Annotated in this window: 14 protein-coding genes and 1 pseudogene; 9 read left to right on the top strand and 6 right to left on the bottom strand. The window is 44.6% G+C overall.

Going from position 1 to position 25,997, the window contains the following annotated elements; all coding sequences use genetic code 11:
• Positions 1-147: 147 nt before the first annotated feature.
• The gene (locus tag JC606_RS04625; RefSeq protein ID WP_198778128.1) at positions 148-6,915 is read right to left on the bottom strand and encodes a TcdA/TcdB pore-forming domain-containing protein; all 6,768 of its coding nucleotides are present in this window, start codon (positions 6,913-6,915) and stop codon (positions 148-150) included.
• A 1,310-nt stretch (positions 6,916-8,225) separates the two neighbouring features.
• Between JC606_RS04625 and JC606_RS04620 the strand changes: the two are divergent.
• Positions 8,226-8,359, top strand: a pseudogene (locus tag JC606_RS04620) (DUF3187 family protein); the annotation flags it as partial.
• Positions 8,360-8,468: 109 nt separating this feature from the next.
• Here the strand turns inward: JC606_RS04620 and JC606_RS04615 are convergent.
• Complete coding sequence (locus tag JC606_RS04615; protein ID WP_198778104.1) at positions 8,469-9,212, bottom strand: sporulation protein; 744 nt, start codon at positions 9,210-9,212, stop codon at positions 8,469-8,471.
• A gap of 181 nt (positions 9,213-9,393) precedes the next feature.
• Between JC606_RS04615 and hutC the strand changes: the two genes are divergently transcribed.
• From hutC to JC606_RS04585, 6 genes are all read left to right on the top strand, one after another.
• Positions 9,394-10,107, top strand: coding sequence for a histidine utilization repressor (gene hutC / locus JC606_RS04610; protein WP_137408580.1), 714 nt, complete (start codon positions 9,394-9,396; stop codon positions 10,105-10,107).
• A 113-nt stretch (positions 10,108-10,220) separates the two neighbouring features.
• Positions 10,221-11,465 carry an imidazolonepropionase gene (hutI, locus tag JC606_RS04605; protein WP_198778103.1) on the top strand — a complete coding sequence of 415 codons (1,245 nt, stop codon included), beginning with the start codon at positions 10,221-10,223 and terminating at the stop codon, positions 11,463-11,465.
• The gene (hutG, locus tag JC606_RS04600) at positions 11,452-12,477 is read left to right on the top strand and encodes a formimidoylglutamase (protein ID WP_198778102.1); all 1,026 of its coding nucleotides are present in this window, start codon (positions 11,452-11,454) and stop codon (positions 12,475-12,477) included. Before hutI ends, hutG begins: the two co-directional genes overlap by 14 nt.
• A 60-nt stretch (positions 12,478-12,537) precedes the next feature.
• A complete protein-coding gene (gene hutU, locus JC606_RS04595; RefSeq protein ID WP_137408583.1) occupies positions 12,538-14,232 on the top strand; it encodes a urocanate hydratase in 1,695 nt (564 codons plus the stop codon).
• A gap of 14 nt (positions 14,233-14,246) precedes the next feature.
• Positions 14,247-15,779 carry a histidine ammonia-lyase gene (gene hutH, locus JC606_RS04590; protein ID WP_102424010.1) on the top strand — a complete coding sequence of 511 codons (1,533 nt, stop codon included), beginning with the start codon at positions 14,247-14,249 and terminating at the stop codon, positions 15,777-15,779.
• 208 nt (positions 15,780-15,987) lie between these two features.
• On the top strand, positions 15,988-16,713 hold the full coding sequence (locus JC606_RS04585) for a DUF3581 domain-containing protein (protein ID WP_137408584.1): 726 nt from the start codon (positions 15,988-15,990) through the stop codon (positions 16,711-16,713).
• Positions 16,714-16,807: 94 nt separating this feature from the next.
• Here JC606_RS04585 and JC606_RS04580 read toward each other — a convergent pair whose 3' ends face one another.
• From JC606_RS04580 to ydiJ, 4 genes are all read right to left on the bottom strand, one after another.
• The gene (locus JC606_RS04580) at positions 16,808-18,463 is read right to left on the bottom strand and encodes a S1 family peptidase (protein ID WP_198778101.1); all 1,656 of its coding nucleotides are present in this window, start codon (positions 18,461-18,463) and stop codon (positions 16,808-16,810) included.
• Positions 18,464-18,853: 390 nt separating this feature from the next.
• Positions 18,854-20,482: a trypsin-like serine protease gene (locus JC606_RS04575; protein ID WP_198778100.1), complete on the bottom strand. Its 1,629-nt coding sequence runs from the start codon at positions 20,480-20,482 to the stop codon at positions 18,854-18,856.
• Positions 20,483-20,624: 142 nt separating this feature from the next.
• Positions 20,625-21,086: a methyltransferase family protein gene (locus JC606_RS04570; protein WP_063522195.1), complete on the bottom strand. Its 462-nt coding sequence runs from the start codon at positions 21,084-21,086 to the stop codon at positions 20,625-20,627.
• 67 nt (positions 21,087-21,153) lie between these two features.
• The gene (gene ydiJ / locus JC606_RS04565; protein ID WP_198778099.1) at positions 21,154-24,186 is read right to left on the bottom strand and encodes a D-2-hydroxyglutarate dehydrogenase YdiJ; all 3,033 of its coding nucleotides are present in this window, start codon (positions 24,184-24,186) and stop codon (positions 21,154-21,156) included.
• A gap of 222 nt (positions 24,187-24,408) precedes the next feature.
• On the opposite strand from ydiJ, the gene JC606_RS04560 reads away from it, so the two are divergent.
• A complete protein-coding gene (locus JC606_RS04560) occupies positions 24,409-25,092 on the top strand; it encodes a DUF3334 family protein (RefSeq protein WP_198778098.1) in 684 nt (227 codons plus the stop codon).
• A 209-nt stretch (positions 25,093-25,301) separates the two neighbouring features.
• Positions 25,302-25,991: a DUF2786 domain-containing protein gene (locus JC606_RS04555; RefSeq protein WP_061032746.1), complete on the top strand. Its 690-nt coding sequence runs from the start codon at positions 25,302-25,304 to the stop codon at positions 25,989-25,991.
• Positions 25,992-25,997: the final 6 nt, after the last annotated feature.

The following is a 25,997-nucleotide window of genomic DNA, read 5'->3' as shown; positions in this document are numbered from 1 at the left end:
TATAACAATAAGTCGAATTTTTTGTAATTATCGCTGATAAAATAAAATCAAGTTAAATCAACATTTTTAAATACTATTTTGTTAATTAAGAATGAGATATAGAAAAAGCCCCTCTCGGGGCTTTATATGTTAAGCAAATTTGATTCGCTACAAATTTAATTCGCTTAATTCGACAATACCATCGATACTACGGGCATCCAGCGCTGATATTATGTAGATAAGTCGAACAGGCTGCACATCACCTGCGAACCTCAACGCTAATTTACTCTTTGAGGCGCGTTCAGCCTCTTCAATCACAACATATGTACTGTTCGCGATCACCAATTTAAGTTGGTTTCCTTCGTGTTGGATTACGACTTGGTCACGACCAAAGTCAGATAAGTCAATAAACGAAGCATGGCTGTTATCGTTGATGAACACTTGTTTGTACCGACCAATAGCATCATTTATGTCGTAGCCATTACTGCGGCCCGATGTCGAGAGAACAATAGCATCTGTACCGTCGAGTTTGACCACTTCAATCAGCTCACCACGAGTAGGCTCCGAAATGAGTGACCAAGCATCGCCAATTCTAAACACATCTTGGTAACTCCCTATCGAGATACTCCCTTGTTGATCATCGGATTGAATCAGCTCGTTGGTTTCTGGTACGAAGAACAGTTCACGCACTATAGGGCCTTCCACCGAGCCAATCCAAATCGCTTGTCCTGATTTGCCGAGACGAATCTCTTTGCCCGTTTCGACCACAAGCCAGCGATCACTTTTTTTGCCTAGGTGAATCACGGCCCCCGTTTCAAAACGTTCTGATAAAGTGTTTAGCATCCCCTCGTTCTCTATTAGCCAATTTTCACTGACTTCGACGAGCTTTGGCAGTTCATTCGCCGTCAACTCAAACACCAACCCGCTCTCTGTTTCTGCTCGATAACCGTCATGGCTCACATAAACATCAGTCAAAGCCTCACCAATCAAATCAGCCTCAACAGGCTCAGTCAGTTGTCCGTCGGCTATGAATCGGAAGTCCGGTGTAAAGTTATACATTTGTTCTAAAGAGAAAGAAGGCTGAGCATATAACTTGCGTGTCATTGGCTCAAACAACCAAACAGACTGGTCGTCTTTCTTACCAACCAGTTTTAGTTGCTTACCGCTCCATTGATTTGGTATTAAAACAAACTGCTCACTTGACGGCAGATACCACGCTTTTAGAGCTTTACCATCAAAATCTGACAATCCAAAAATCATAAGCTGATGCTTGGCGCCGTTAAATTTGGTCACCAACGTATCTTGCCAGTTGTACTGATACTGCTCCATCCATTGCTGGTTAATTGCGATCAGGCTTTGCGTCCCCTCAGGCGTTACAACATGAATTTCGCCATTGTCACTCGCGATATAGACATGCTCCTGGGCAGTAACCTTGTCACCTTCTTTTAGAGTAACGTTTTTAATTCGTCCCTCTTTTTGAAGATAAATAGATTGTTCTTTCTCACTATAGAAATACGCGACATTCCCATCCACAAGCAGCAACTTGAGCTCTTCCATAGCAGGTAACGTACTCACGACTGTTGCCTTTTCTTTGCCAATAATGCTCCACACTGGGGTTTCACCTTCAACGGCAACTTCAATGGTATCAGCCAGTTGTGTAGGCATTTTCTCGTAAGCCGAAAGGTCAAATGGTGCAAATTCGCTCGAACTCATGGAATCCGTGATTAAACGTCTGTGAGCCGAATCGACTGGCGCAACCAGAGCTTGATACAACCGCTCATTGCCATGAATGTCTGTCAGCATTAATCCGCCTTCTGTTAAACGGTACAGATATTTGATTTGTGACTGATCAGGCATATGGTACGTGGCTGCAACATGAACAACGTTCGCCTCCGTCCAAGCATTGAAGCTGACAGAGATAGAAGGCCTAGACGGCTGGAATAACGTGTAAAAGCCCGTCATCTCGCCAGTGGCAATATCAACTTTCCATAATAAGCCATACTGCTGATTAAACAGCCAAGCTTCATCACTGGTTGCCGTTAGCAATTGCGCTTGCTGCGAGAGTTCAACAGAAACATCGCGGCTCACTATCACACGATCATTATTAATGTCGTAATAAGCGGTACCAAGAGGTTCTCCAGCTTCTTCATAATTATTGATAACAACATAATCACCAAGAAGCTGATGCTTTTCAGCTAACGCTGCAAGGTGCTCAATCACATGAGAGCTGCTCTCTTCTTTTTGAGCGTCTGTCGCGATCAACGACAGTGTTAAGTCTTCCACCTGCCAGATTTCACCTTGGTCTGTAAATACTTCGACAACTGACTCGCTCAACGAGGAGATATCCAGGGTGACGGTGCCAATTTTCAACACTTCATTCGTCACTTCAGGTGTGGCTCCCTTAATAGCTCTCGCGTCAACCACCCACTTGACCGATGCTGCAGAGTCTTCTGAAAGTACGAACTTCGCGTGCGGCTGTACGATCAATTCTTGTTTACCCGATTCAGCACTCAAATGGTAAGTTAGCTTTCTCAAACCAAGCTCTTTAACCTCTGGCGTGACGACAATACGCTCCATATCTCCCAGCTTTACGGATACCGTGTGCGGAACGAACTGCTCTCGCATAGTGCGTATGACATATTCCGATGGGAAAACGTAAAAGTCGAAGTCGAAATCAAGATGCGTTTCAAGCGATCTTAATATACTGAATCCTTGGTCGTTCCTAGTGGTCGAGCCTGGTAGGATTTCATAGTCATAATCAATGTACGACTTGCCTGTTGCGGGTAGCACTAGTGTGGAGCTATGAGAATCAATATCAACGTACGAGCCATAGCCTAGCCGCTCTCTTAACGGTAAAGCCTTAGACTTGTCTCTCAATGCTTTTGGTAGATCGCCCGCCCAAAAGAAGTAGTTCAACCAGCCGGACCCGGTTTTACCGTGCTTAGAAGAGTAAAGGGCTTGGCTACCAAGCTCCATTTGGCCGTTTGATAAATCAATTTGGTTAATGACCGCGCCAGGAATTGGCAACAAAACATTCTTCTCAGCATCATAACGGTATCCACCTTCACGGTAAGCATTGTCCACTTGATAGAAGTAGTGCCCTACTTGTTGCGCATCCATCGCAATATCACCAAACGCTTCAGCTAATGCAGTAAAGCCTACCGCTAAACCACCGACGATAGCTCCAGCTTCTCCCAGTACTAAAGCAGTCGTAGAAGCTTCTGCAATACCAGCCCCCAAAGCGGCTCCGCCGATCACAGTGCCGACCGCATTAAAACCAAGTTGAGTTCCGAAGATTGCTTGTTGTTGAGCATTCTGCGCATGGGCAAGTTCATAAGCGCTCAAACTGACATTCACAGCACCAAATACCAATCCAACGCCCTGATTCGCAATGCCTGATAGGCTGTTTACTGTAGCGTTTACAAGCTCAGCATCGGTAGCTACGGCAACCTTAAATAAATTTACCATGTGCTGAGCATCCATCAGAAGGCCATGGGAGATCTGTCCTGCCATAACGTAGCTGTGAATCTCCAGTGCTTTCTGTAAGGCACTACTTTTCTCACCCGAGATTTCGCTTCTTTTTTCGTTTTGAAACCAAGTGATAACCGACTGAACCGCGAAACCTGCATTCAAACCATCGAATCCTTGTACGTCTTCAAATTCAAAGGTTGGAACACGTTGGCCAGTGCGAAGATCAAAGCGAGCCTTAACGTTGGCATATTGCTCATGGAGATACTCACTAACTTGGATCAACTCTCGCCCTTGAATTTGTACCCTTTGTTCCATTACCCCATCTGGTGAAACAAAAGTGATAGCGGAATATCCGGGAGATGACTCCTCAATGCTCCCTATTACTGGCAACCACTCCTCTGGCAATCGATACTGAGTCTTCGCACGTTCTATCGCGCTGGATAATAAGCTGGCATGCTCATAAGCTTTGACTTTAGTTAGATTCATTCTCAGAGCGATATCTTGTTGTACTTTACTCTCTGAGTTTTCTAAAACGATAATAGACTCATCATCGTCAATCGTCATGATAGATGCATCATCATCAATAGTGACAATGGAATCCTCGTCGCTCAAAGTAACGATAGAGTCTCCATCTCTCACCGGGCTAAGCGGCTCTGTAGAAGAGAGGTCGAAAACCTGCTGACCGGGTAAAATTTCTACTAGAGACATTTTGGATGTATCAATTGCTAGCACGTTGAATTCAGGGTTAGCTTTGGTCCCCAGTGATAGGTAGAATTCCGCCATCTCATGCACCACAAAATGTGCTTCTAACGCTTTTTTGAGAGATTTCAACGAAGAAAATTCAACAGCTGCAAAGTTAGGATCATAGAAGTAAAAACGTTTCTGTCCCATATCATTGATCGCAGCAACACCAACCGAATGTGTACTCGTATTGACCGCTAGTGAAACTTGTCCTTGCTCCGAGAGACCACGTTCTACAGCCGCTATAATGCCCGTAATATCGAGTTGGCCGATCATTTGGCTGCTTTCTCTTGCCTCATAATTCGAGTGCAGGTTGCGAAGTGCATCTAACAAGAAATGGCTTTCCGCATCATGTGGGTTTGCAGCACCGATAAACAGCTTGTCAGAAAAGTTTCGGATAGACTCTGTACCCCTAGAGATCGCAACAGACATCGCGCGTACCAGAGGGTAACAACGCCCACTACCATCACCCATCAGCGTCAGCACAAACCCTTGAGGTAGGCTCGCGACAACTCGACCACCTAAACGAGACATTTCTCGATTAAACTTAGCGGTAAAATCTAAGTTCTTAGTGATGTTCTCTTTGGTAATTTGATTGCTGATTCGCCTAATTAGCGCTCCTTGCTGCCGAGCATCGAGATCATTAGACCCCAATAGCAATAACTGCTTTTGCGTCAGAGTCATTGACTCGTCGTAATCAGGAAGCCAAATCGCTTCAAAATTATTATACCCGTCCTCGTAAGCGGCTTTTTTACTGCCTGATAGATCTTTTATTGCTCTCTCTTTTACCAAGAAACGTTGGTGTATTTGGCTCTTATCAAAATTGCCAGTCCTTAGGCTGTTGTCTGTAACAATGAGCTGCCCTAGGCCACTTTCTGACTTTTGCTGTAGGTTCAGCCACATCTGATCGACCTGCTCAGACAAGGTAATCATTGATTGAGAGTTGTTGTCTAGCTCCAACAAGCTGGCACGCAGTAACGATAGCTTCTTCATCGATTGTGCGTTATTTGAGTTACCGGGTAGTTTTAACTTGGCGAGCTCAGCAATTCTTTGTCTAGCAAGCGATTTTCTCTGCGCTGAGATCTTCTTAGTGAGTTGAGTTCTCAGCTCATTCCACCGCTTTAAGCTTGAGTTCGTTTCTAGCACTTTCGCTTCCATTGGGTCATAAGGGAGGTCTTCAATCTGAGCCGTAGACAAACCAAACCTTTTTGCCAGCTCAAGTACCTCTTTCTGCAGGCTTGTACGATTTTGCTCAAACAGTTGAGTTAAGTTTTCACCGACTGGCATAAAAGACACCGCCGTTGTGGAGCCCGTACGGCGAACCTCTAAATCACTAAAACTATTGAATGACTGCTTCTGTACGACGCTTTGCCAACCTTTGTCATTATAAACAAAGAAGGTAACATCGAGTCCTTTATCAAACTTGGTCACATCTCCAACGCGATACCCTGAACTTAAATCTCGCAATGCAACGACATCATTGTATAGAGCGTAGGCGTGCGGACGCTTGTCAAAGTAAATGCGATAGTGATCGACGTCATGATCGACCACTACAATCGTTCCTCCCCTGTTGGAGGCAGCCACTAAAACCTGGCCGACTCTGGCAGACTTAGCAACATCAATGAATGAGGGCATATTGTCGAGTAAAGGCTCACCGATAACTCGCAATTTGTTACTTCTGGAAAATTGAGTATTCTCAAACCCCAATTGGTAACCATCAGTCCCTGATTGCATTAGTGGTTTGCCTTTATGAAGCGAGTATTTACCCATAAGAGGCGTAACATCAAGAGTATGCTCTTTGAGGAATCGTTGGGGATCACGGATGAAATCAGCAGCCGCTGTCATAGAGTCCATTTGCTCAGATTTATAATCAAAAGCAGGGTCGAGCAAAGGAATACGAGAAGAATCATAACCATGAGCGCTTAGCGCTTCTGGTAGCAAAATCGCCAGACTCTCACCACCAAATAAGTTTTCAAGAATCGCATCAGTCGCAACTACCGCTCTTGCACCACCGTGGCTGGAGAAAGCAAAACGTGAGCTTTCAGAATAATTTCGGCCTTTAGCAAGTGAAACCATACCCAATGGGGTGTGTTCAACCCAAGCTTGTTCCGGGATACGTTGCGCTAAAAAGTCGATGACTCGTTGAGCATTGTTGATGTCCGCGCCCTCAAGATACAACACAGCTTGGTCCGTCAATGAGCCAAAATATGCCGGCGCCATAATTTTCGCCTGCCTGACGACATCTGCGACTTCACCAGAGTACAAATGGCCGAAAGCGCTAATCACTTGCGGTAAGTACTCTTTGGTAAAATTGAGGGTAATTCGAGACGTAAAAAGAGACTGCGATTCTGGCTCGGAATAAAACGTTTCCGGAATAAAACGGGCAGAAGTCGCGCTGCTGATAAAACTAGCCTTGGATACTTCAGCTATGGGGCGTTCGTTGAAGCCCTGGATGTTAATATTTAACCCAGCACTAGACTCGTCAAGTTGACGCAACATTTGATAAACACCTTCACTCTCTTCGGTATTTAGAGGTGTTAAAACAGGAGGTTTTGCTGAAGAGTAAGCGTCATAAAAGTCTTGATGTACATTCGACTTTAACAAGATGTACTGCTGGCGAGCCCCAACTGTCCAATGCCCTTCTTTACTCAACGTTGATTTGATATCCGATACCAGCCGCCTGTTTGCTGGACTGTTTAAGATCGAATCACGCGTACTACGCATTGCACTTAGAAAGGCGTTAAATCCCACTTGATACTGCCTTTCTTCAAAAGTCGATGAAGAATAAACTGAATTTGAAATGTGGATATCATTCCCCTCTTCACTAGATAGCGAGTAAGGACTAATAAAGGCCGACGCCAATGCTGTCGTTAATAGTTTTTTTCTCATAATAGTTTAATTTATAAAATGCAATTTGATTTATATAACTAACAAACCATTGGTAATCAATCAATAAATTTTGAGTATATTTAATTTCAACCGCCAAAAATGAAGGATAAAAGAAAAATAATTAAAATAATGTAAATTTAAACGAAAATAATACATAAGGTTTAATCAGAATTTAGGTTGTAGTTGGTACAAAAACACCATAAAAATCTGCATTCCCCAATAAAGTCAAAGTAAGATAAGTTACAACGTACTGCGCGAATTTTAAAAATTTATGTATGCAGGCTTTCCCCAATAAGGAATGAAAAATATGATAGTTCTTCAGACTTAAATACAATCATTATTTAGAAGCGTAATACCTTGCTAATTATCATTTCAAATGAATAAGGCTCGGAAAAAATCTATATAAGTAGGCGTTTTTTCCTAAATCATTTGGACCTTTTTCAACTCATGCGATCTAAAACTTTATGATATTTAGAACTGTAGTGGGATGGGGAAATGAATCAGTAACGACTCTAAAGCATAGGATAATAGCGGAATGAAAAATACCATCAGGTAATATCTACGGCTCTATATTTAAAGAGGCTTTGTATCGATGTAAAGAATAACGATGAATCGGAATAAGGCTTGAAAGCAAAAGCACATCTCAACTTATCTGCTAGTGCTTCACTACAAACAAGACATGTAGTATCCAGCATAAAGACGGAGCCGCTGAAATCATAAACGCTTAAACCACCTCCGCTACCATTGCCACTCGCTTCACCACTACCAACCTCACTACCCTCTGTTGGATTGAGAGACCTAATATTCTCATTCGACGAGCTTGCAGGTTCATATTTTACAGCTTTAGTCAGCCTATTTTTTGAGTTATCAGTTCAATAAAACCATCTTGATCATTATCAAGAGTAAAGGTTAGTTCACAGCGCTCAAAAGTGTCTACGTCTTTGTTATAGTTTGAATTTGCAGCAATAGTGATATTGCTACTGATATTCAAGCTACTATCATCCAAAAGGTGCACAGACTCAGGGGTTAAAGCTGAAAAATATGGGTACTTTCCTTCTTCTATATTCTCACCGTTAGTGATTTTCAGGTCACCGCTAGCGCAAACTGAGTGTAGACATGATGGTGGTTAGCTCAAAGCACCCAAAGCCAATGAAATTATATTTGGCTACCGCTATCTGATGCAACGCGCGGCACTTGAGCTCTCCACTATCGTGAATATCTTCAATATAGACAACTCGACCGATGTGGCCTTTCAATTGGCTAACGGCACCAGTGGTGAATCTAATTCAACAGAAGGTGATGGAATAAAAAAAGCCGAACAGTTAAGTTCGGCTTTGAAATCGTATTATCACTATTAATAGACAGAGCGACGACTAACAGAGAGGCAATTACGCACTAATGATTCTTGCGACTGCATTACGAATGTCAGAGTCAGCCGCGTTTGCTGGCAGGCTGAATGAGATGTATTGGTCACCGCGGAAGCTCAGTGAACGGTCAATTTCGACTAAGCAGTGCACCATAGAGCCATCTACAATAAACGACAGTTCGATTTCTTTATTATTCACGAAGCCGCCGCTACGAAATTCAATCTCTTGGTAACAACCCGAACGTGAAGCGAAGGTATTCCCTTTCAAGTAGCCCTTCTCTACGTCTGCTTTCACCATTGTCATGCCCGAAGCTTCAACACCTTGAATGATTTTCGCGACTGTTGGCAATGGGTGAACGGAGATAAAATCACGGTCTTTAGGATCAATTGCGAAGCCGATATCTAAGTTGGTTTCTACCCAAACATGGCACTGATTCATTTTTGCGTTCAATGCCGTCACTGGCGTTTCATCGTTCAGTTTAAGGTGAAATGGCACCAACTTAGTTTCACCGGGTTGAATCACAAACGGCTCTACAGCTTGAATACGACCGAGTGAAAAGGTTTCGTAGCTAGTGCTGTCTTCTGTTTCCACCTTCACTTCTGTGTTGAGAACCAAGTTAATCATGTCGATTTGTTGCTCAACATCACCACCAATGATGTGAACGTTGCCAGACAACTCGCCACCTTGGAAAACGTCAATATTATCTAAGACGGTATCGACCTTAGCTGCACCTATGCCTAGCGAGGCCTTTAATTTCTTAAACATATTCTTTCCCTTTGTAATTATCTGATCTACGAATAGTTATTGCGTGACAATTTGCGACACTTGCCCCACAGAATCAAGACATTTGCGCTATCTATGTTGAACAAGCTCACATCCTCTGAGGAAATGTTGAAATCGTGAAAAAATCCGTTACTCTATTTGTATAGTCAAATAAGGTTTCATTATGTCGAAAGCACCGCTCTACCTGCAAATAAAACAGTTCATAGACGATAAGATCAGCAATGGTCATTGGCCGGTTGGCTATCAAATCACCACGGAACTCGAACTCACAGAGCAGTTCAACGTGAGTAGAATGACGGTGAATAAAGCCATTCGAGATCTTGTATCTGAAGGCAAGCTAATTCGGAAACCAAGACTGGGCACTTTTGTATGTGAGCCAGAGGAAAAAGCGCAATCTCCCCTACTTGATATCAACAACATCGCACAAGAGATCAAAGACCGTGGCCAAACGTACACAAGCCAAGTGATCAAGCACAATAGTATCAAGGCAGATGAGAGCACCGCTACACGGTTAGGTGTGATGATCAATGCGGAAGTCTTCTATAGTGAAATCATCCACTTTGCCGATAACACACCTATACAACTAGAAGCTCGCTGGGTAAACTCGCAAGCAGCTCCCCAATACTTAGAACAAGACTTTTCAACCTCAACACCGAATGAATACCTTTCCAAAAGTTGCCCGTTGAGTGCGATTGAGCACACAGTCGAAGCCATCGTTCCAGACTCCAACATCCGTCAAGCACTAAAGCTAACGGAATCAGAACCTTGCTTGCTTCTTAATAGAAGAACATGGAGCAAGGAGCGCCTTATCAGCTTTGCATTACTCTACCACCCAGGCTCTAAGTACAAATTAAGCTCTAAGATCGTTTTAGATTAAAGAATATCATCCTGATCGCCGATCACATTTTTGCAACATCAACTTGATTCGGGTCAGTATTTAGCCTATTTATTTGTATATACATTTATTGTTTAGCAAAGATCTAGGTGATTATGAATTTGATCCTCAAAAATGCACGAGTGGTCTCGATGAGCTTGGGAGCCGACGGTTATCAACCTTCTTCCCCGCAAGATATCGTTATCGAAAACGGTAAGATCGTATCCTTGTCTCACTCAAGCGATGAGTCACTTCATTGTGACACCGCGAGTGCTAGCCGCTCTGTTGATCACATCATCTACGACTGTAAAAACAAGCTCGTTACCCCAGGTTTGATTGATTGCCACACACATCTAGTGTTTGCAGGTAATCGTGCCAATGAGTTTGAACAACGCTTAAATGGTGTCTCCTACACCGACATCGCAAAGCAAGGCGGTGGTATTTTAGCGACAGTAACGGCGACACGAGCTGCACAAGAAGCCGAACTGGTTGAGATGGCGCTGCCTAGATTAGACGGCCTGCTAAGAAGTGGTGTCACCAGCGTTGAAGTAAAGTCTGGCTATGGTTTAACGCTTGATGATGAACTCAAGATGTTACGTGCTGCTAAAGCCTTAGAAAACCACCGTCGTATTAAAATAACCACCACACTCCTTGCAGCACATGCTGTACCTCCAGAATATAAAGAACAGCCAGTTCGTTACGTTGATCTGGTATGCCAAGAGATCATCCCTAAAGCCGCAGAGCAAAGACTAGCTGACGCAGTCGACGTATTCTGTGAATCGATCGGCTTCAACCTAGAACAAACTGAGCGTGTATTTGCGGCAGCTAAAGAACATGGGCTAGCGATCAAAGGCCACACAGAGCAGCTTTCTAACATGGGCGGCAGTGCGCTTGCCGCTAAATACGGTGCTCTGTCTGTTGATCATGTTGAGTACCTAGATGAAACCGGAGTAAAAGCACTGGCGGAATCAGGTACTGTCGCTACCTTATTACCGGGCGCTTTCTACTTTTTGAAAGAGACTCAACAGCCACCTATTGCCCTACTTCGCGAGCACAACATCCCAATGGCAATCGCGACCGACTTAAACCCCGGCACTTCCCCCTTTGCGGACTTAACGCTGATGATGAACATGAGCTGCACCCTATTTGGTACAACCCCAGAAGAAGCATTACGTGGGGTAACTTGCCATGCAGCTGCTGCCATTGGCGAGTCACAAAACAGAGGCAAAATTGAAGTGGGTTACTCTGCTGATTTGGCTATCTGGAATATCGAGCACCCTGCCGACTTAAGCTATCAAGTTGGTGTTCCTCACCTGCATAAGCGCATTGTTAATGGCGAGGTCTGTCATGACTCAATCTAAATCCAGCTGCACTAATACAGTATCCACCACTCACAACTTTGTGTGGACGGGGCGTAATGACCTTGAAGATGGTGAGCTCGGTACTCGTGTTCATCACATTACCACGCAAGTACAAAGTAATGTTTTAAATGAAGGGCTTACTGACAACGCTGTTGCCTTGGTTGGCTTTGCTAGCGATGCCGGAGTGGCAAGAAATAAAGGACGTGTTGGCGCAAAACAAGCACCTAATTTGATTCGCCAAGCATTAGCCAATATGGCTTGGCACAGTGATACACGCATTAATGATCTTGGCGATATCGAATGTAGCGATGATCAATTAGAACTCAGCCAAAAGCAGTGCGCTACTGTGATTGCCAATGCGCTATCCACCAGCAAAGTGATTACCCTTGGCGGTGGTCACGAAGTCGCTTGGGCTTCTTTCCAAGGCCTAGCTGAGCATCTTCACAGAACTCAATCAGATCACAAACCTAAGATAGGCATCGTTAACTTTGATGCTCACTTTGACCTTCGTGAATTTGAAAGCGACATCGCTGACGTCAAACCAAGCTCAGGCACACCCTTTAATCAGATTAGCGAATACTGCCACACACATCAGTGGCCATTTCATTACGCGTGTCTCGGTGTAAGTGCCGCCAGCAATACCAAAGCGCTGTTCAACAAAGCCGACCAACTTGGTGTGTGGTACGAACATGATCGCGATATCACCCAAGTAAACCAAATTGCTCAACTAGTTAAGTTGCAAAAATTCATCGCTGAGTGTGATTACCTCTATCTCACTATTGATCTCGATGTCTTCCCAGCGGCGACTGCGCCGGGTGTTAGTGCCCCAGCAGCAAGAGGCGTTAGCTATGAAGCGCTCGCGCCTTTCCTAGAACAGATTTTTAAACACAGTGAGAAACTCATTATCGCGGACATTGCGGAATATAACCCAGACTACGACGTCGACGGTCAAACGGCTCGATTGGCGGCACGTTTGTGTTGGGATATTGCCCGTGCAATGACCAGTGAATAAGCCAGCTATATAGATAAATACAACTACAACGATATAACGTGAAACAGAAGGAATTTCAAAATGACGGAACACCACAACAGTGACCCTCGTCTCGACACGACTCGCGAAATTCGCGCACCTCATGGCACCACTTTGCGCGCAAAATCTTGGTTAACAGAAGCACCCCTTCGTATGCTAATGAACAACCTAGATCCTGATGTGGCAGAACACCCACATGCACTGGTTGTGTATGGCGGTATTGGTCGTGCAGCACGTGATTGGAAATGTTACGACAAGATTGTTGAAGTATTAGAGCGTTTAGAAGACGACCAAACATTACTTGTTCAGTCTGGTAAACCTGTAGGCGTGTTCCCGACTCATAAAAACGCACCTCGCGTGTTAATCGCTAACTCGAACCTTGTTCCACACTGGGCAAACTGGGAACATTTCAACGAGCTCGATAAAGAAGGCTTGATGATGTACGGCCAAATGACCGCAGGTAGCTGGATCTACATCGGTTCACAAGGCATCGTTCAAGGTACTTACGAAACCTTTGTCGCTATCGCGAAGAAACACTTCCAAGGCGAAGCAAAAGGCAAATGGGTACTCACCGGTGGCCTTGGCGGCATGGGTGGCGCTCAACCTCTTGCAGCTACCATGGCTGGCTTCTCAATGATTGCGGTTGAATGCGATGAATCACGAATTGATTACCGCCTGCGTACTGGTTATGTAGACAAGAAAGCCACCAGCCTAGACGAAGCGATGGCTATTATTAAAGAGTCTGACACACCTATTTCTGTTGGCCTGCTAGGTAACGCTGCGGATGTTTTCCCTGAGTTAGTAGAGCGAAACATCACACCAGATGTCGTTACTGACCAAACCTCTGCCCATGACCCTCTGAACGGCTATTTGCCACAAGGTTGGACGATGGAGAAAGCCGCACAAGAGCGCACTATTGATGAAGCTAAGGTCGTTAAGGCAGCTAAACAATCGATGGCGATTCAAGTTCAAGCGATGCTAGACCTGCAATATCGCGGCGCTGCAACCGTGGACTACGGCAACAACATTCGCCAAATGGCACTGGAAAAAGGCGTAGAAAACGCGTTCGATTTCCCGGGTTTCGTTCCTGCTTATATTCGTCCACTGTTCTGTGAAGGTATCGGTCCATTCCGTTGGGCAGCACTGTCTGGTGACCCAGAAGATATCTACAAAACAGACCAAAAAGTAAAAGAGCTGATTCCAGACAATCCTCACCTGCACAACTGGCTAGATATGGCTCGTGAACGCATTCAGTTCCAAGGTCTACCGGCACGTATCTGTTGGGTTGGCCTGAAAGATCGCGAACGCTTAGGTCAAGCCTTCAATGAAATGGTGAAAAATGGCGAGCTGAAAGCACCAGTAGTTATCGGTCGTGACCACCTAGATTCAGGTTCGGTGGCAAGTCCGAACCGTGAAACAGAAGGCATGATGGATGGTTCTGATGCCGTATCAGATTGGCCTCTATTGAATGCACTGCTAAACACAGCTGGCGGCGCAACTTGGGTTTCTTTACACCATGGCGGCGGCGTTGGCATGGGCTTCTCGCAACACTCAGGTATGGTGATTTGTTGTGACGGCAGTGAGGATGCATCACAGCGTATTGCTCGCGTACTTCACAATGATCCAGCAACAGGCGTTATGCGTCATGCAGATGCGGGTTACGACATTGCTAAACAGTGTGCAAAAGAACAGAAACTTGATTTACCTATGCTGAACGAAGAACTTCGTCGCCTTTAATGTCTGGAGAGAACATGTTGAATTTATTACTTAAACCAGGGCATCTAGGTCTATCTGAACTGCGTAAAATCAGCCGCAGCCCGGTGAATTTGTCGCTAGACCCTGCAGCTATTCCAGATATTGAAGCAAGCATGCAGGTTGTAGAGCAAGTGATCGCTGAAGACCGCACTGTCTATGGCATCAACACGGGCTTTGGCTTACTGGCGAACACAAAGATCGCCCCAGAAGATCTCGAAGTTCTACAGAAAAGTATCGTACTTTCTCACGCAGCAGGCATCGGTAAGTTCATGTCTGACGAAACCGTGCGCTTGATGATGGTACTCAAGATTAACAGCTTGTCTCGTGGCTACTCAGGTATCCGACTCAAAGTGATCAATGCCCTTATCGATCTAGTGAACGCGCAGGTCTACCCTTGTGTGCCACAAAAAGGCTCGGTAGGTGCATCAGGTGACCTTGCTCCCCTCGCCCACATGAGTACCGTTCTACTTGGTGAAGGCCAAGCTCGTCACAACGGTAAAATTATTACTGGTTTAGAAGCGATGAAGATCGCGGGACTAGAGCCAATCACACTCGCTCCTAAAGAAGGTTTAGCGCTACTCAACGGTACGCAAGCATCCACCGCATTCGCCTTAGAAGGCCTATTCGCAGCAGAAGACTTGTTCGCGTCTGCGACAGTATGTGGCGCGATGTCTGTTGAAGCAGCACTGGGTAGCCGCCGCCCATTTGATCCTCGTATTCACCGCGTTCGTGGTCACCGTGGGCAAATGGACGCTGCGCTTGCTTACCGTCATCTGCTTGACCAGAAGAGTGAAATTGGTGAGTCACACACGTGTTGTGAAAAGGTTCAAGACCCTTACTCACTGCGTTGTCAGCCTCAAGTGATGGGCGCGTGTCTACAGCAGATCCGCAACTCAGCAGAAACACTGATGGTTGAAGCGAATTCCGTATCGGACAACCCACTGGTCTTTGCGGACGATGGTGACATCATTTCGGGTGGTAACTTCCACGCAGAACCCGTTGCTATGGCCGCAGATAATCTAGCCTTAGCCATTGCTGAAATCGGTAGTTTGTCAGAGCGTCGAATGGCACTGCTGATTGATAGCGCGCTAAGTAAACTTCCACCGTTCTTAGTCGACAATGGCGGAGTTAACTCTGGCTTTATGATTGCTCAGGTTACCTCAGCAGCTTTAGCTAGTGAAAACAAAACACTGGCTCATCCAGCTTCTGTAGACAGCTTGCCAACGTCCGCTAACCAAGAAGATCATGTGTCTATGGCAACCTTTGCTGGTCGTCGTCTCCGTGACATGGCAGAGAACACTCGTGGAATCTTGGCAGTTGAGTATTTAGCGGCAGCGCAAGGCTTGGATTTTAGAGCACCGAATCTATCTTCACCTCGAGTAGAAGAAGCGAAACAGATCCTGCGTGAAAAAGTCAGCTTCTACGACAAAGACCGCTACTTCGCACCGGACATCGAGCAAGCTAACTTATTGCTCAAATTGTCTGTGCACAACCACTTAATGCCTGAAGGTATTTTGTGTAGCTTTTAAGTCGTGAAATAACACGTCATATAAACAAGGGCTATCGATTAGCCCTTGTTGCATTGAGCCAGTCACCATATCCCCTGTAAAACTGCCACATACCATCCAACGTATCTATCTAATTGACTGATATATATGCAAAGTTAACTGGATAGACCATTAGAACGAAGTTAGTTAGCTATAATCCACCCCAGATTTGATGACTAATAGCGATACTATGTTTCTGACACCTTACTTTTCTACTGAAGACAATCAATTTCAATTCACTCGTGAACAAGCAAGCCACTTTGCTAAAAAAGTAGCTGGCGATTTCAACCCAATTCACGATGAAGACAACAAGCGCTTCTGTGTTCCTGGCGATCTTTTATTTGCGGTTCTTCTGCAAAAAGAAGGCATCAGCCAAAAAATGCGTTTTGATTTTTCAGGTATGGTAGGTAACGGTATTGCGTTAAGCGTTGATAACAAGTGTGAAAAAGAGAGCTCACTTATCGATGCAAATGGTAAAGAGTACCTACACATGTCTTGTGAAGGTGAGAAGAGCCACGATCAAGCATTCATCGAGCACGTAGTAACGAACTACGTTAAGTTCTCAGGTATGAACTTCCCTCACATCATGGTTCCTCTTATGGAAGAGCAACAAATGATGATCAACTGCCAACGTCCTCTTGTGATTTACGAGAGCATGGAAGTTGAGTTTACTCGCCTAGACCTTTCTCACCCAGAAGTTGAATTCTCTGGTGCGACTTTTGACGTTGAAGGCAAGCGTGGCACCGTGACCCTGAACTTCGATTTCAAAGAAGATGGCGAAGTAGTCGGTAAAGGCGTGAAGCGCATGGTAGCAAGCGGCCTTAAGCCATACGACCAAGCTTCTGTAGACGACCTAGTAAACCGCTTCAACGAGCGCAAAGAGATGTTTCTAGCTCAGTTCGCAGCTGCCGCTTAAGTAAGCCAACACAGAATTAAAAAGCCCAGCTTGATATCCTCAAGCTGGGCTTTTTTCATTCTAAACAATAGATATTGGTTTAAGTCACAGCTATTTACTGAGTACCTTTCCTCTTCGATAACGAAAGTGACTTACGCATCATCGTGCCACCCAACAGCATCGCTAGCCAATACCAACCCATTGAACCACCTGTCTTTTTGGTAGTTGGATCTTCCACCAAGCTTAGCTCTTTAATCTCATTACTATAAGCAAAGTTCTTAATGGTCACTCTGTCATGCCCTGCAGAACCCACCTCATCTTTGCTGTACGCAATCATGAAGCTATTGTCTTTAGCTCTCGCCATTGGCATTTCAACAGTCCCAGATAATTGCCCCGCAAACACGCCGACTTCAAAGCCGTTAATGTAGATCTCCATGTAGTCACGATCTGCTTCAGAAAAGACAGTGAGATCCAAAGATACGGTACCAGCTGGGATCCCGTCGACAATGAATGCGGTGGACTGGCTATTACCAATATCCGGTGACGCTATCGTATCCCCTTCAACATCCCAAGCTTCTGTGCTGTAGACTGCATTCTTAGGTATCGTGACGAGTGAATTCACCGTATTAGAAACCTCATTCGCGCCAATAGCATACGCCCTTGATGTCACTACACCCGCTAGTGAGTCGGTTGACACCTTGATACCAAAATCATGGTTACCCACTGAGTCTATGTTGTAGCTTACAACCACATCACACCCTTCATTCGGTGATAACGTCGCACAACTATTGCTCTTTATAATCGCACTACCATTGTAGGTTATAGGATCGTTTGTACCAGCAGCCAAAGATACGTTGGTTACGTTAATCTCTTGATCAGATTTGTTCGTAAATTCAAACTTGTGTTCAATCGGTCCCAAAGGTCGAGCGCCTAGCATCACCTTAGTTTGGTAGCTAAAGCCTGCCGTCTTCTTACCTATCCAGTCAGCAAAGTGGCTTATGTTGGTGTAGACACCGTATGCCTCTGGCTGAGCGCAACCTTCTCCCCAACTCACAAGACCTAACTGTTCGTAGTGACCATTGGTAGATATCATGATTGGGCCACCGCTATCCCCGCTACATGAATCGCGGCCGCCTTCTTTGTAACCGGCACAAAAAGCATCAGCGCCAATATCTGAATATCCATCTCCTTGACCAAGGTTACAGTCTCTCTGACTAACTAACGGAACATTCACTTGATGCAACTGGCTCGTAGATGAGTATTGCTCTTCTGATGAATTCTGATCACCCCAACCTATGACGGTTAACATCTGACCTGCATTCAAGTTATCACGAACATAACCATCGACAAGACTGACGGTAGGTTCCGCAGGTTTTTCGCTAAGCTCAATAATGGCGATGTCATTACTCGCAGGCTCTTGAGTATAACTTCCATGAGCATATATTTGCTCAACAGAATAGCGGTGCTGCTCTACGTCGGGCGAAGAAAGATCAGAGACACCAATGACAACCTCAAAATCTTGGTTGCTGCTTGCTTCGATACAGTGCGCTGCTGTGAGTACATATCGCTCACCAATGAAACTTGCACCGCAGAACTGCCCTTCGTAGGCATCCACATTTTTTGAAACAAGCGCGACCATAAATGGCCAGCTACCTTTTGCTGCTTCGTTACCATTGATAATTTGAGGAGAAATATCTGCCAACACTGGCATTGAAGAGAGGCCAACCGCACAAATACTTAATGGCAGCCATTTTGTCTGGATAACTTTCATTACCTAACCTTTCATTTGTTTTAATAATGGCGGGCAGGTTATTTGATAAAGAATAAATATAAACGGTAAGCACATCAAAATATGGCTTACCTTGAAAACGTAACGGGTATTAGTAGTGAGTTAACTCATTACCCCACAGAGTAAATCAGACCCAACGTCTAACATCTTTTTTGTAAACAACATGTTCGGCACCGAATAATTGCTCTAGTACTCGCTCTTCTGGTTTGATTTGGAACTGATTGATACCAAGTTAGAAACGGAAATTGGAGATAGCTATAACCGTAAATTCAGATCAACAAAGCCCAGCTGATTTCATCCAGCTGGGCTTTTCGCGTTTAACTACAGTTGATAATTTGGCTATCAATCTTAAGCTAGCGCAAGTAGTGCAGCCTACTGATCACCTTTCATCTTCATTGGTGAAAATGACTTACGCACGATCACGCCGCCTAAAAGCACAAATAACCAATGCCAAGCCAGAGAACCACCGCTGCCGCCCCCAGAGCTTTTTGCGTTTTGAGTTCCTTCAGCTTTAGATATCTTTATCTCATCGGTATACGCAAAGTTTGTAATCGTAACTCTGTCGTCCCCATCAGAACCAAACCAATCTTTCACATATTTAATCATAAAACTATTATTAGCATCTCGAACCAACGGTAGGTTCACCGAGCCAGAAAGCTCACCCGATTCTTTATCGAATTCTTCTCCGTTGAGGTAGTACTTAACGTAATCATGATCCATTTCAGACGATAATGTAATATCGAAAGAGACCGTACCTGTAGGGATACCCTCAACAACCAACATTGTCGATTCACTATTACCTATTGATGGAGAGACGATTGTTGCTCCTTCGATACCCCACGCTTGTGTGCTGTAGACACCACTGTTTGGTATACTGACATAAGAGTTCACAGTATTCGTTACAGATCTCGCTCCGATTACAGAAGCCGTTGATGTGACCGTGCCCAATAGTGAATCAGTGTCAACATTAATTCCAAACTTATGTTCGCCAATTGAGTTTAGGTTATAAGTCACCACTACTTCACAGCTTTGTCCTGCTGTTAAAGTGCTACATCCGTTGTCCGTTATAACGGTGTCGTAATAAGGTACAGGAGAAACATGATTCACTTCGATATTTTGATCTGATTTGTTGGTAAATTCAAAAGTATGTGAGATCGGCGCCAATAATCTTGCACCTAACATTTCCATTTGACGATAACTAAAACCCGCTTTCTGTTCATTAATCCAATCATCAAAGTAACTAATATTAGTATAGACTCCGTAAGCGTTGGCCTGTGCACAGCCTTTACCCCAGCTTACAATGCCCAGTTGCTCATATATTCCATTTGTCGACACAACGATTGGACCACCACTGTCACCCTGACAAGAGTCATAACCACCGTCTCTGTAACCCGCACAGAATGCATCACTGCCAACAACGCCATAGACACTATTACATTCATGCTGGTTAACTAAAGGAACATCCACCTGATACAGCTCACTCTTAGATACGGAACCATCTGATGGGTCCTGATCTCCCCAGCCCATCACAGTTAGCATCTGGCCATCATTGAGGTTATCGCGAACATAACCGTCAACGAGATTAACCACAGATTCCGATGGCTTATCGACTAACTCGATAATCGCTATATCATTACCTTTGGCTTTAGAGTTATAGTATTGATGTACATAAATATTCTCAACAGTGTATCTATGTTGTGCAGCTTGAGAAGCAGAGAGGTTGGATACGCCAATCACCACATCGAGATCTTCACGACCATTACCGTCTACGCAGTGAGCAGCCGTGAGGACATATCTCTCACCAATCAAGCTCGCACCACAAAACTGACCGTCATAAGCGTTCACGTTTCTTGAGACTAGCGCAGCCATAAATGGCCAATTACCTTGTGTTGCTTCTTTACCGTTTATAATTCGAGCTGAAACATCTGCCAACGCCGATGTTGAAGACAGACCCACTGCACAAAAGCCTAACGACAACCATTTAGCCTGAACAAATTTCATTACCTAGCCTTTTATTTATTTTAATAATGTGGATAAGCTATTTTATAAAAGGTAGATATAAAACCAAATTTATAACTAAGTGTGATAGGTATCGATTAAATGGTAACATTTTTACGTTGTAGCTTTGCTTTAAGGAGGTTTGTTACACCCAACGTCTAACCTTTTGTTTGTAATCAACATATTCGGCACCGAATAATTGCTCTAGCGCTCGCTCTTCTGGTTTGATTTGGAACTGATTCATGTAGATAACAAAAGCAAAACTCAGCAAGACGCTGAAAATATTCTGGAAGAAATAACCAAAGCAGAACAGTAAAATGAAAAGGCCTAAATACATTGGGTTTCTCGTGTATCCAAAAACCCCGCTATCAACGACGGTAGAGGCGGTTTCGACTTTAATTGGATTAACGGTCGTTTTCTGTTTTCGAAACTCCCAAACACCAGCTAATCCAATAACGCCGCTCAAAACGATTCCGACACCAAGAATGATGAACTTAAACGGCATCCCGATCGCGCCTGTACTCAACTGTTGCGCACTGAAATAAGAGGCGACTAAAACCAATATAAACAGAGCAACTGGTGGGACTTTCAACTCAAGAAATTTCATAGCTTTCCTTATTAACAATTCCATTGTTAGTTCAGAAAAAAGCCCAGCAATTGCTGGGCTAAATAGTTTAAAGAATTTGTGCGAGTGCCTGTAATGGGTGGGCGAGCTTCTCACCTTCAAAACGCTTAACTTGGCTACGGCAAGAGTATCCGGTCGCTAAACAGCGCTCTTTTGGTAAGTCTTGCATCCTTGGCTTCCAACTTAAACCGAAGATGTCTTTCGACATTTGTAACTTATCGACTTCATGTCCGAACGTCCCCGCCATGCCACAACAGCCTACAGGTACGCTAGTAAGGGCTGCTCCAAAGTGTTGGAAGATAGCGCCCCACTCTTTTTCAGCATTTGGCATCTTGGTTTTCTCGGTACAGTGAGAAAATAAATACCACATCTCTTCACTTGCAGAGCGCGCTTCATAGTCACCGAGCGATGGTAATAACCATTCATGAACAGTGAGCACATCAAAGTCACCACGCTTATCCGCTAAGATCTCGACATATTCGTCGCGATAGCAAAGTACCAAAGCTGGATCCACACCCACGAGTGGAATACCAATATCTGCGACCATCGACAAGAAATCAGAAGTGGATTTCGCCTCGCGCGCAAAACGACTTAAGAAGCCCTTGATGTGCAGCGCCTTACCATTTGGTTTAAACGGCAGTAGCACTGGTGTTTTGCCAAGCTTTTGAGCCAGAGTGACGAAGTCTTCAACCACCTCTGCATCATAGAAGCTGGTAAACGGGTCTTGAACGATCAACACGTGCTGTTTCTTCTCTTCCGAAGAGAGCCCTTCTAGGTATTGAATATCAAAAAGTTGCAGCTCTTTGCTTGCCAGACGATTTTTGAGCGTAGGCACCGACATCAGTGGTGCATCGACATAACCGACTGTTTTCGCTGTTGCAGATTGAACCCACTTTTGCCCCAATGCAGCATTAACGACCTTTGGCGCTTTCGCCATTAGTGGCAGCATGGTTTCAATGTTAGCCACCAAGTAATCTTTCGCTGGTCGTTGATAGCGTGAGTAATAGATATTTAAGAATCGTGAGCGGAAACTTGGTACATCAACTTTGATTGGACATTGGCTCGCACACGCTTTACATGCAAGACAACCATTCATCGCTTCATGTACTTCGTGCGAGAAATCGTACTCGTGGCGTTTGTTCATGGTGTTACGAACGCGCTCAACCATAGTTTTGACCGGAGTATCATCTTTAAGCGCTTCTTGCTCTAAATCGAGAATATCCACGCCTTGCTCAGTTAGCTGACGTAACCACTCTCTGACTAAACCAGCACGACCTTTTGGTGAATGGCGACGGTCAGCAGTGACTTTCATAGAAGGACACATTGGCGAGCTCGTGTCGTAGTTGAAGCACAAGCCGTTACCGTTACACTCCATTGCTTGCTTAAAGCTGTCGCGCACTTGAACGTCGATCTGGCGATCATAAAAGCCACGCTTGGTGTCGGTCACTTTCACCAACTCAGCGTCACTTTCTAAAGGTGTACAGATCTTGCCTGGGTTCATCTTATTATGTGGGTCGAATGCCGCTTTAACACGTCGAAGCTCGGTAAACAGTTCTTCACCGAAGAAGTCAGGACCGTACTCAGAGCGGAAGCCTTTACCGTGCTCACCCCACATTAAGCCACCGTATTTCGCCACCAGCTTAACCACTTCATCAGAGACTTCGTGCATTAAGGCTTCTTGCATTGGGTCACATAGGTCAAGTGCCGGACGGACGTGTAGAACACCCGCATCAACGTGACCGAACATGCCGTAATTCAGCTCTTTCGAATCAAGTAGCACTCTAAATTCAGCGATGAAGTCAGCCAAATTTTCAGGTGGTACACAAGTATCTTCAGCAAAAGCGACTGGCTTAGCACGACCTTTCGCCGCACCTAATAGGCCTACCGCTTTTTTACGCATGTTGTAGATTCGACCAATGCTCGCCAAATCGCTGCATACTTGGAAGCCAATCACGCCCGCTTCTTCGCTCTCAACCATAGTTTCAAGTTTGGCTGTCAGCGATTGAACTTGCTGTTCAACTTCCGCTTCATCTTGGCCCGCAAACTCAACCATGTTGATGCCAAGCATCTCTTTGTTAGGAACGTCCGTCAGCAGGTCGCTCACGGTATGCCAAACAATGTCTTGTTTCGCTAGGTTCAATACTCTTGAATCGACCGTCTCTACAGAGAGAGCCTTCGCTTCAACCATGAACGGTGCGTTACGCAGGGCAGAATCAAACGTGTTGTATTTCACGTTAACCAGAGTTCGCGCTTTCGGGATTGGGGTTAGATTTAGCTTTGCTTCAGTAATGAATGCTAAAGAGCCTTCTGCGCCACATAGCACACGAGTAAGGTCAAAGCTGTCATCATCATTGATAGCATTCTTAAGGTCGTAGCCCGTCAAAAAGCGGTTCAATGGTGGGAATTTATCGAGGATTTGAGCGCGTTTTTCACGACATACCGCTTCGGTTACCGCAAGCGCATGATGCGCAAACTCGCCCTCTTCCGGTAAACCATGTGATAAATCAGATTCTAAGCACGAACCATCGGCGAATACCGCTTGCAAAGACAACACGTGATCAGACGTTTTACCGTACTTCAATGACCCTTGGCCTGATGCATCAGTATTGATCATGCCACCAAGTGTCGCCCGGTTACTGGTCGAAAGGTCGGGAGAGAAAAAGTAACCGTAAGGGCGAACCGCATCGTTCAATTGGTCTTTAACGATGCCCGACTGAACTCGTACCCAACCTTCCTTCTCATTAATTTCCAGAACCTGATTCATGTAGCGTGATAAATCAACCACAACCCCTTTAGTTAAGGATTGTCCATTGGTTCCGGTACCGCCACCACGAGGAGAAAAAGTTACGCGTTCATAAGCAGATTTAGAACCCACTTTACCGATAAGCACAACGTCGTGTGTTGTTTTGGGAAGAATGACAGCTTGGGGCAATTGCTGATAGACACTGTTATCAGTCGCGACCGCCAAACGGCTAGAATATTGAGATTCAATGTCGCCAGTAAAGCCCGCTGTTTTTAGTTCATCTAAAAAGCGTACAACAACTGGATCGACATCAGCATTGAGTTGAAGTCTTGGTAACATTTGCTTCCTGCCCCTACTTCGCTGATCCTATCAGCATTGGGTTATCTGAGATTTTTAATAATTTTCTTTGAATTTCGTCACTTTACTACTATTAAGATCATATAAAAAGGTGATCAAATCAGAATCTCAGTGCAAGAATGGAGAAATAGTCACTTTCGTCTTAATTCAGTAACAATATATTGAATAACATTTTGTTTAAGACATCTCCACGAGCACATCAAAATGAAAAAAAATAAAACAGTCACCACTGAAGATATTCTTCTTAAGCTATGCCAATCAGTCTCAAGCGTACTTACATCAGCAACGGCTTCTCAGGTGTCCTATTCAGCCATGGTTCAAAAGATCAATAAGACAAGCCTAAAGCCAGATTTTGGCTGCTTCGTTCTATTTGACGGCGGCTTTTCTGGTCTTGTTGTTATCAATTTTACGTCGAAAGCCGCATTAGAGATCTACACCAATTACATGCGTAACATGGGCATGCCGGAAAATGAACTGGCTGTGCTACATACATCTGATGAAGTGGGTGACGTACTAGGTGAATTAATGAACCAGCTAGTTGGTGACTTCACTAATAAGATCCGCAAAGAGCTGCAAACCAACATCACTCAAAACCAACCGAAAATGCTGGCACTGAACAAGCAAGTAAACCTTTCTGTTGATACCAATCTCGATCGTCCACAAGCGCGTCGTGTGACCTTCTCAACTGAAAACAACAATATCTTCTACCTTGAGTTGGCTATGGACAAAACAGAGTTCATCCAACTAGAAGAATTTGAGATTGCAGAAGACGAGTGTCCAGACAGCATTCTTGAAGCAACTCAGAAAAAGATGCAGGAAGATAATAAGCCAACACAAAGCTCAGGCAATGATTCAGCAGCCGATCTGCTTGATGAACTGGGTATCTAGTTTGCGAATCCTCTAGTCATTACCAAAAACCCTGTCACTAACGCCATCTATCTTCTTGATGGCGTTTTTGTTTATGCTCCAAAGTCCGTTTTGCTTAATTAATTGTTACGAACCCAACTCGCCCACTGAGTGAGTTTTGCTTTCTGTTACCCGCCAAAACATGTAAAATGTCGGACTTTTCAAAATTTGCGGTAATGATTAAGTAGTCGATGGATAAGAAAAAAGCCCTAAAGAAAATAGCTAAGTGTCTTGAGCTTGGTAATTCTGCTAACGTCAATGAAGCTGCCAATGCAATCAAAATGGCGCATAACTTGATGCTGAAATATGGTCTCGAAAAAGACGATATTGAATTTATCAAGATGGGCAAGACTCAATCCACGCACCTATTACCCGCAAATATCAGCTCAACACTGCTGCGTGTTATTCGTGGTATCAACACTAAATTTGGCGTAGAAGCTGTACTGCTGAACCATAAAGGTCTCAAGCGTGTAGAGTTCATCGGTGAAGCCGATCGTGCCATCTTTGCAGCCTTTGCTTTCGATATCATCTATCGTGAACTGAATGAACATACTGGCCAATTCCGCAACAGCTTTGCGGGGTCTGGTACGGGTACATTAGAAGTAACCCGTCGCGTGAATTCCTTTGTATCAGGTTGGGTTGAAGGTGCGCTTGAAAAACTACCGACGATCACACCAGACGACGAGTCGAACAACAAAATCAATAACTACATCGATAAAGAGTTCAAAAATATCGACCGCGAAACCTTCAAACAACAACTTAAAGAGGCGATGAAAAATCTCACCGCTGATTACGAAGTTGGCTTGAAGAAAGGCCGTAAATTGTCTGTTAATCGACCAGTTGCTGGGGCACAGGCACCTAAAAAGATATCTAAATCATAGAGCCGC

This window comes from Vibrio sp. IB15 (genome assembly GCF_016406055.1).
Lineage (GTDB): Bacteria > Pseudomonadota > Gammaproteobacteria > Enterobacterales > Vibrionaceae > Vibrio > Vibrio chagasii.
This window is presented reverse-complemented; position numbering and strand designations above follow the sequence as displayed.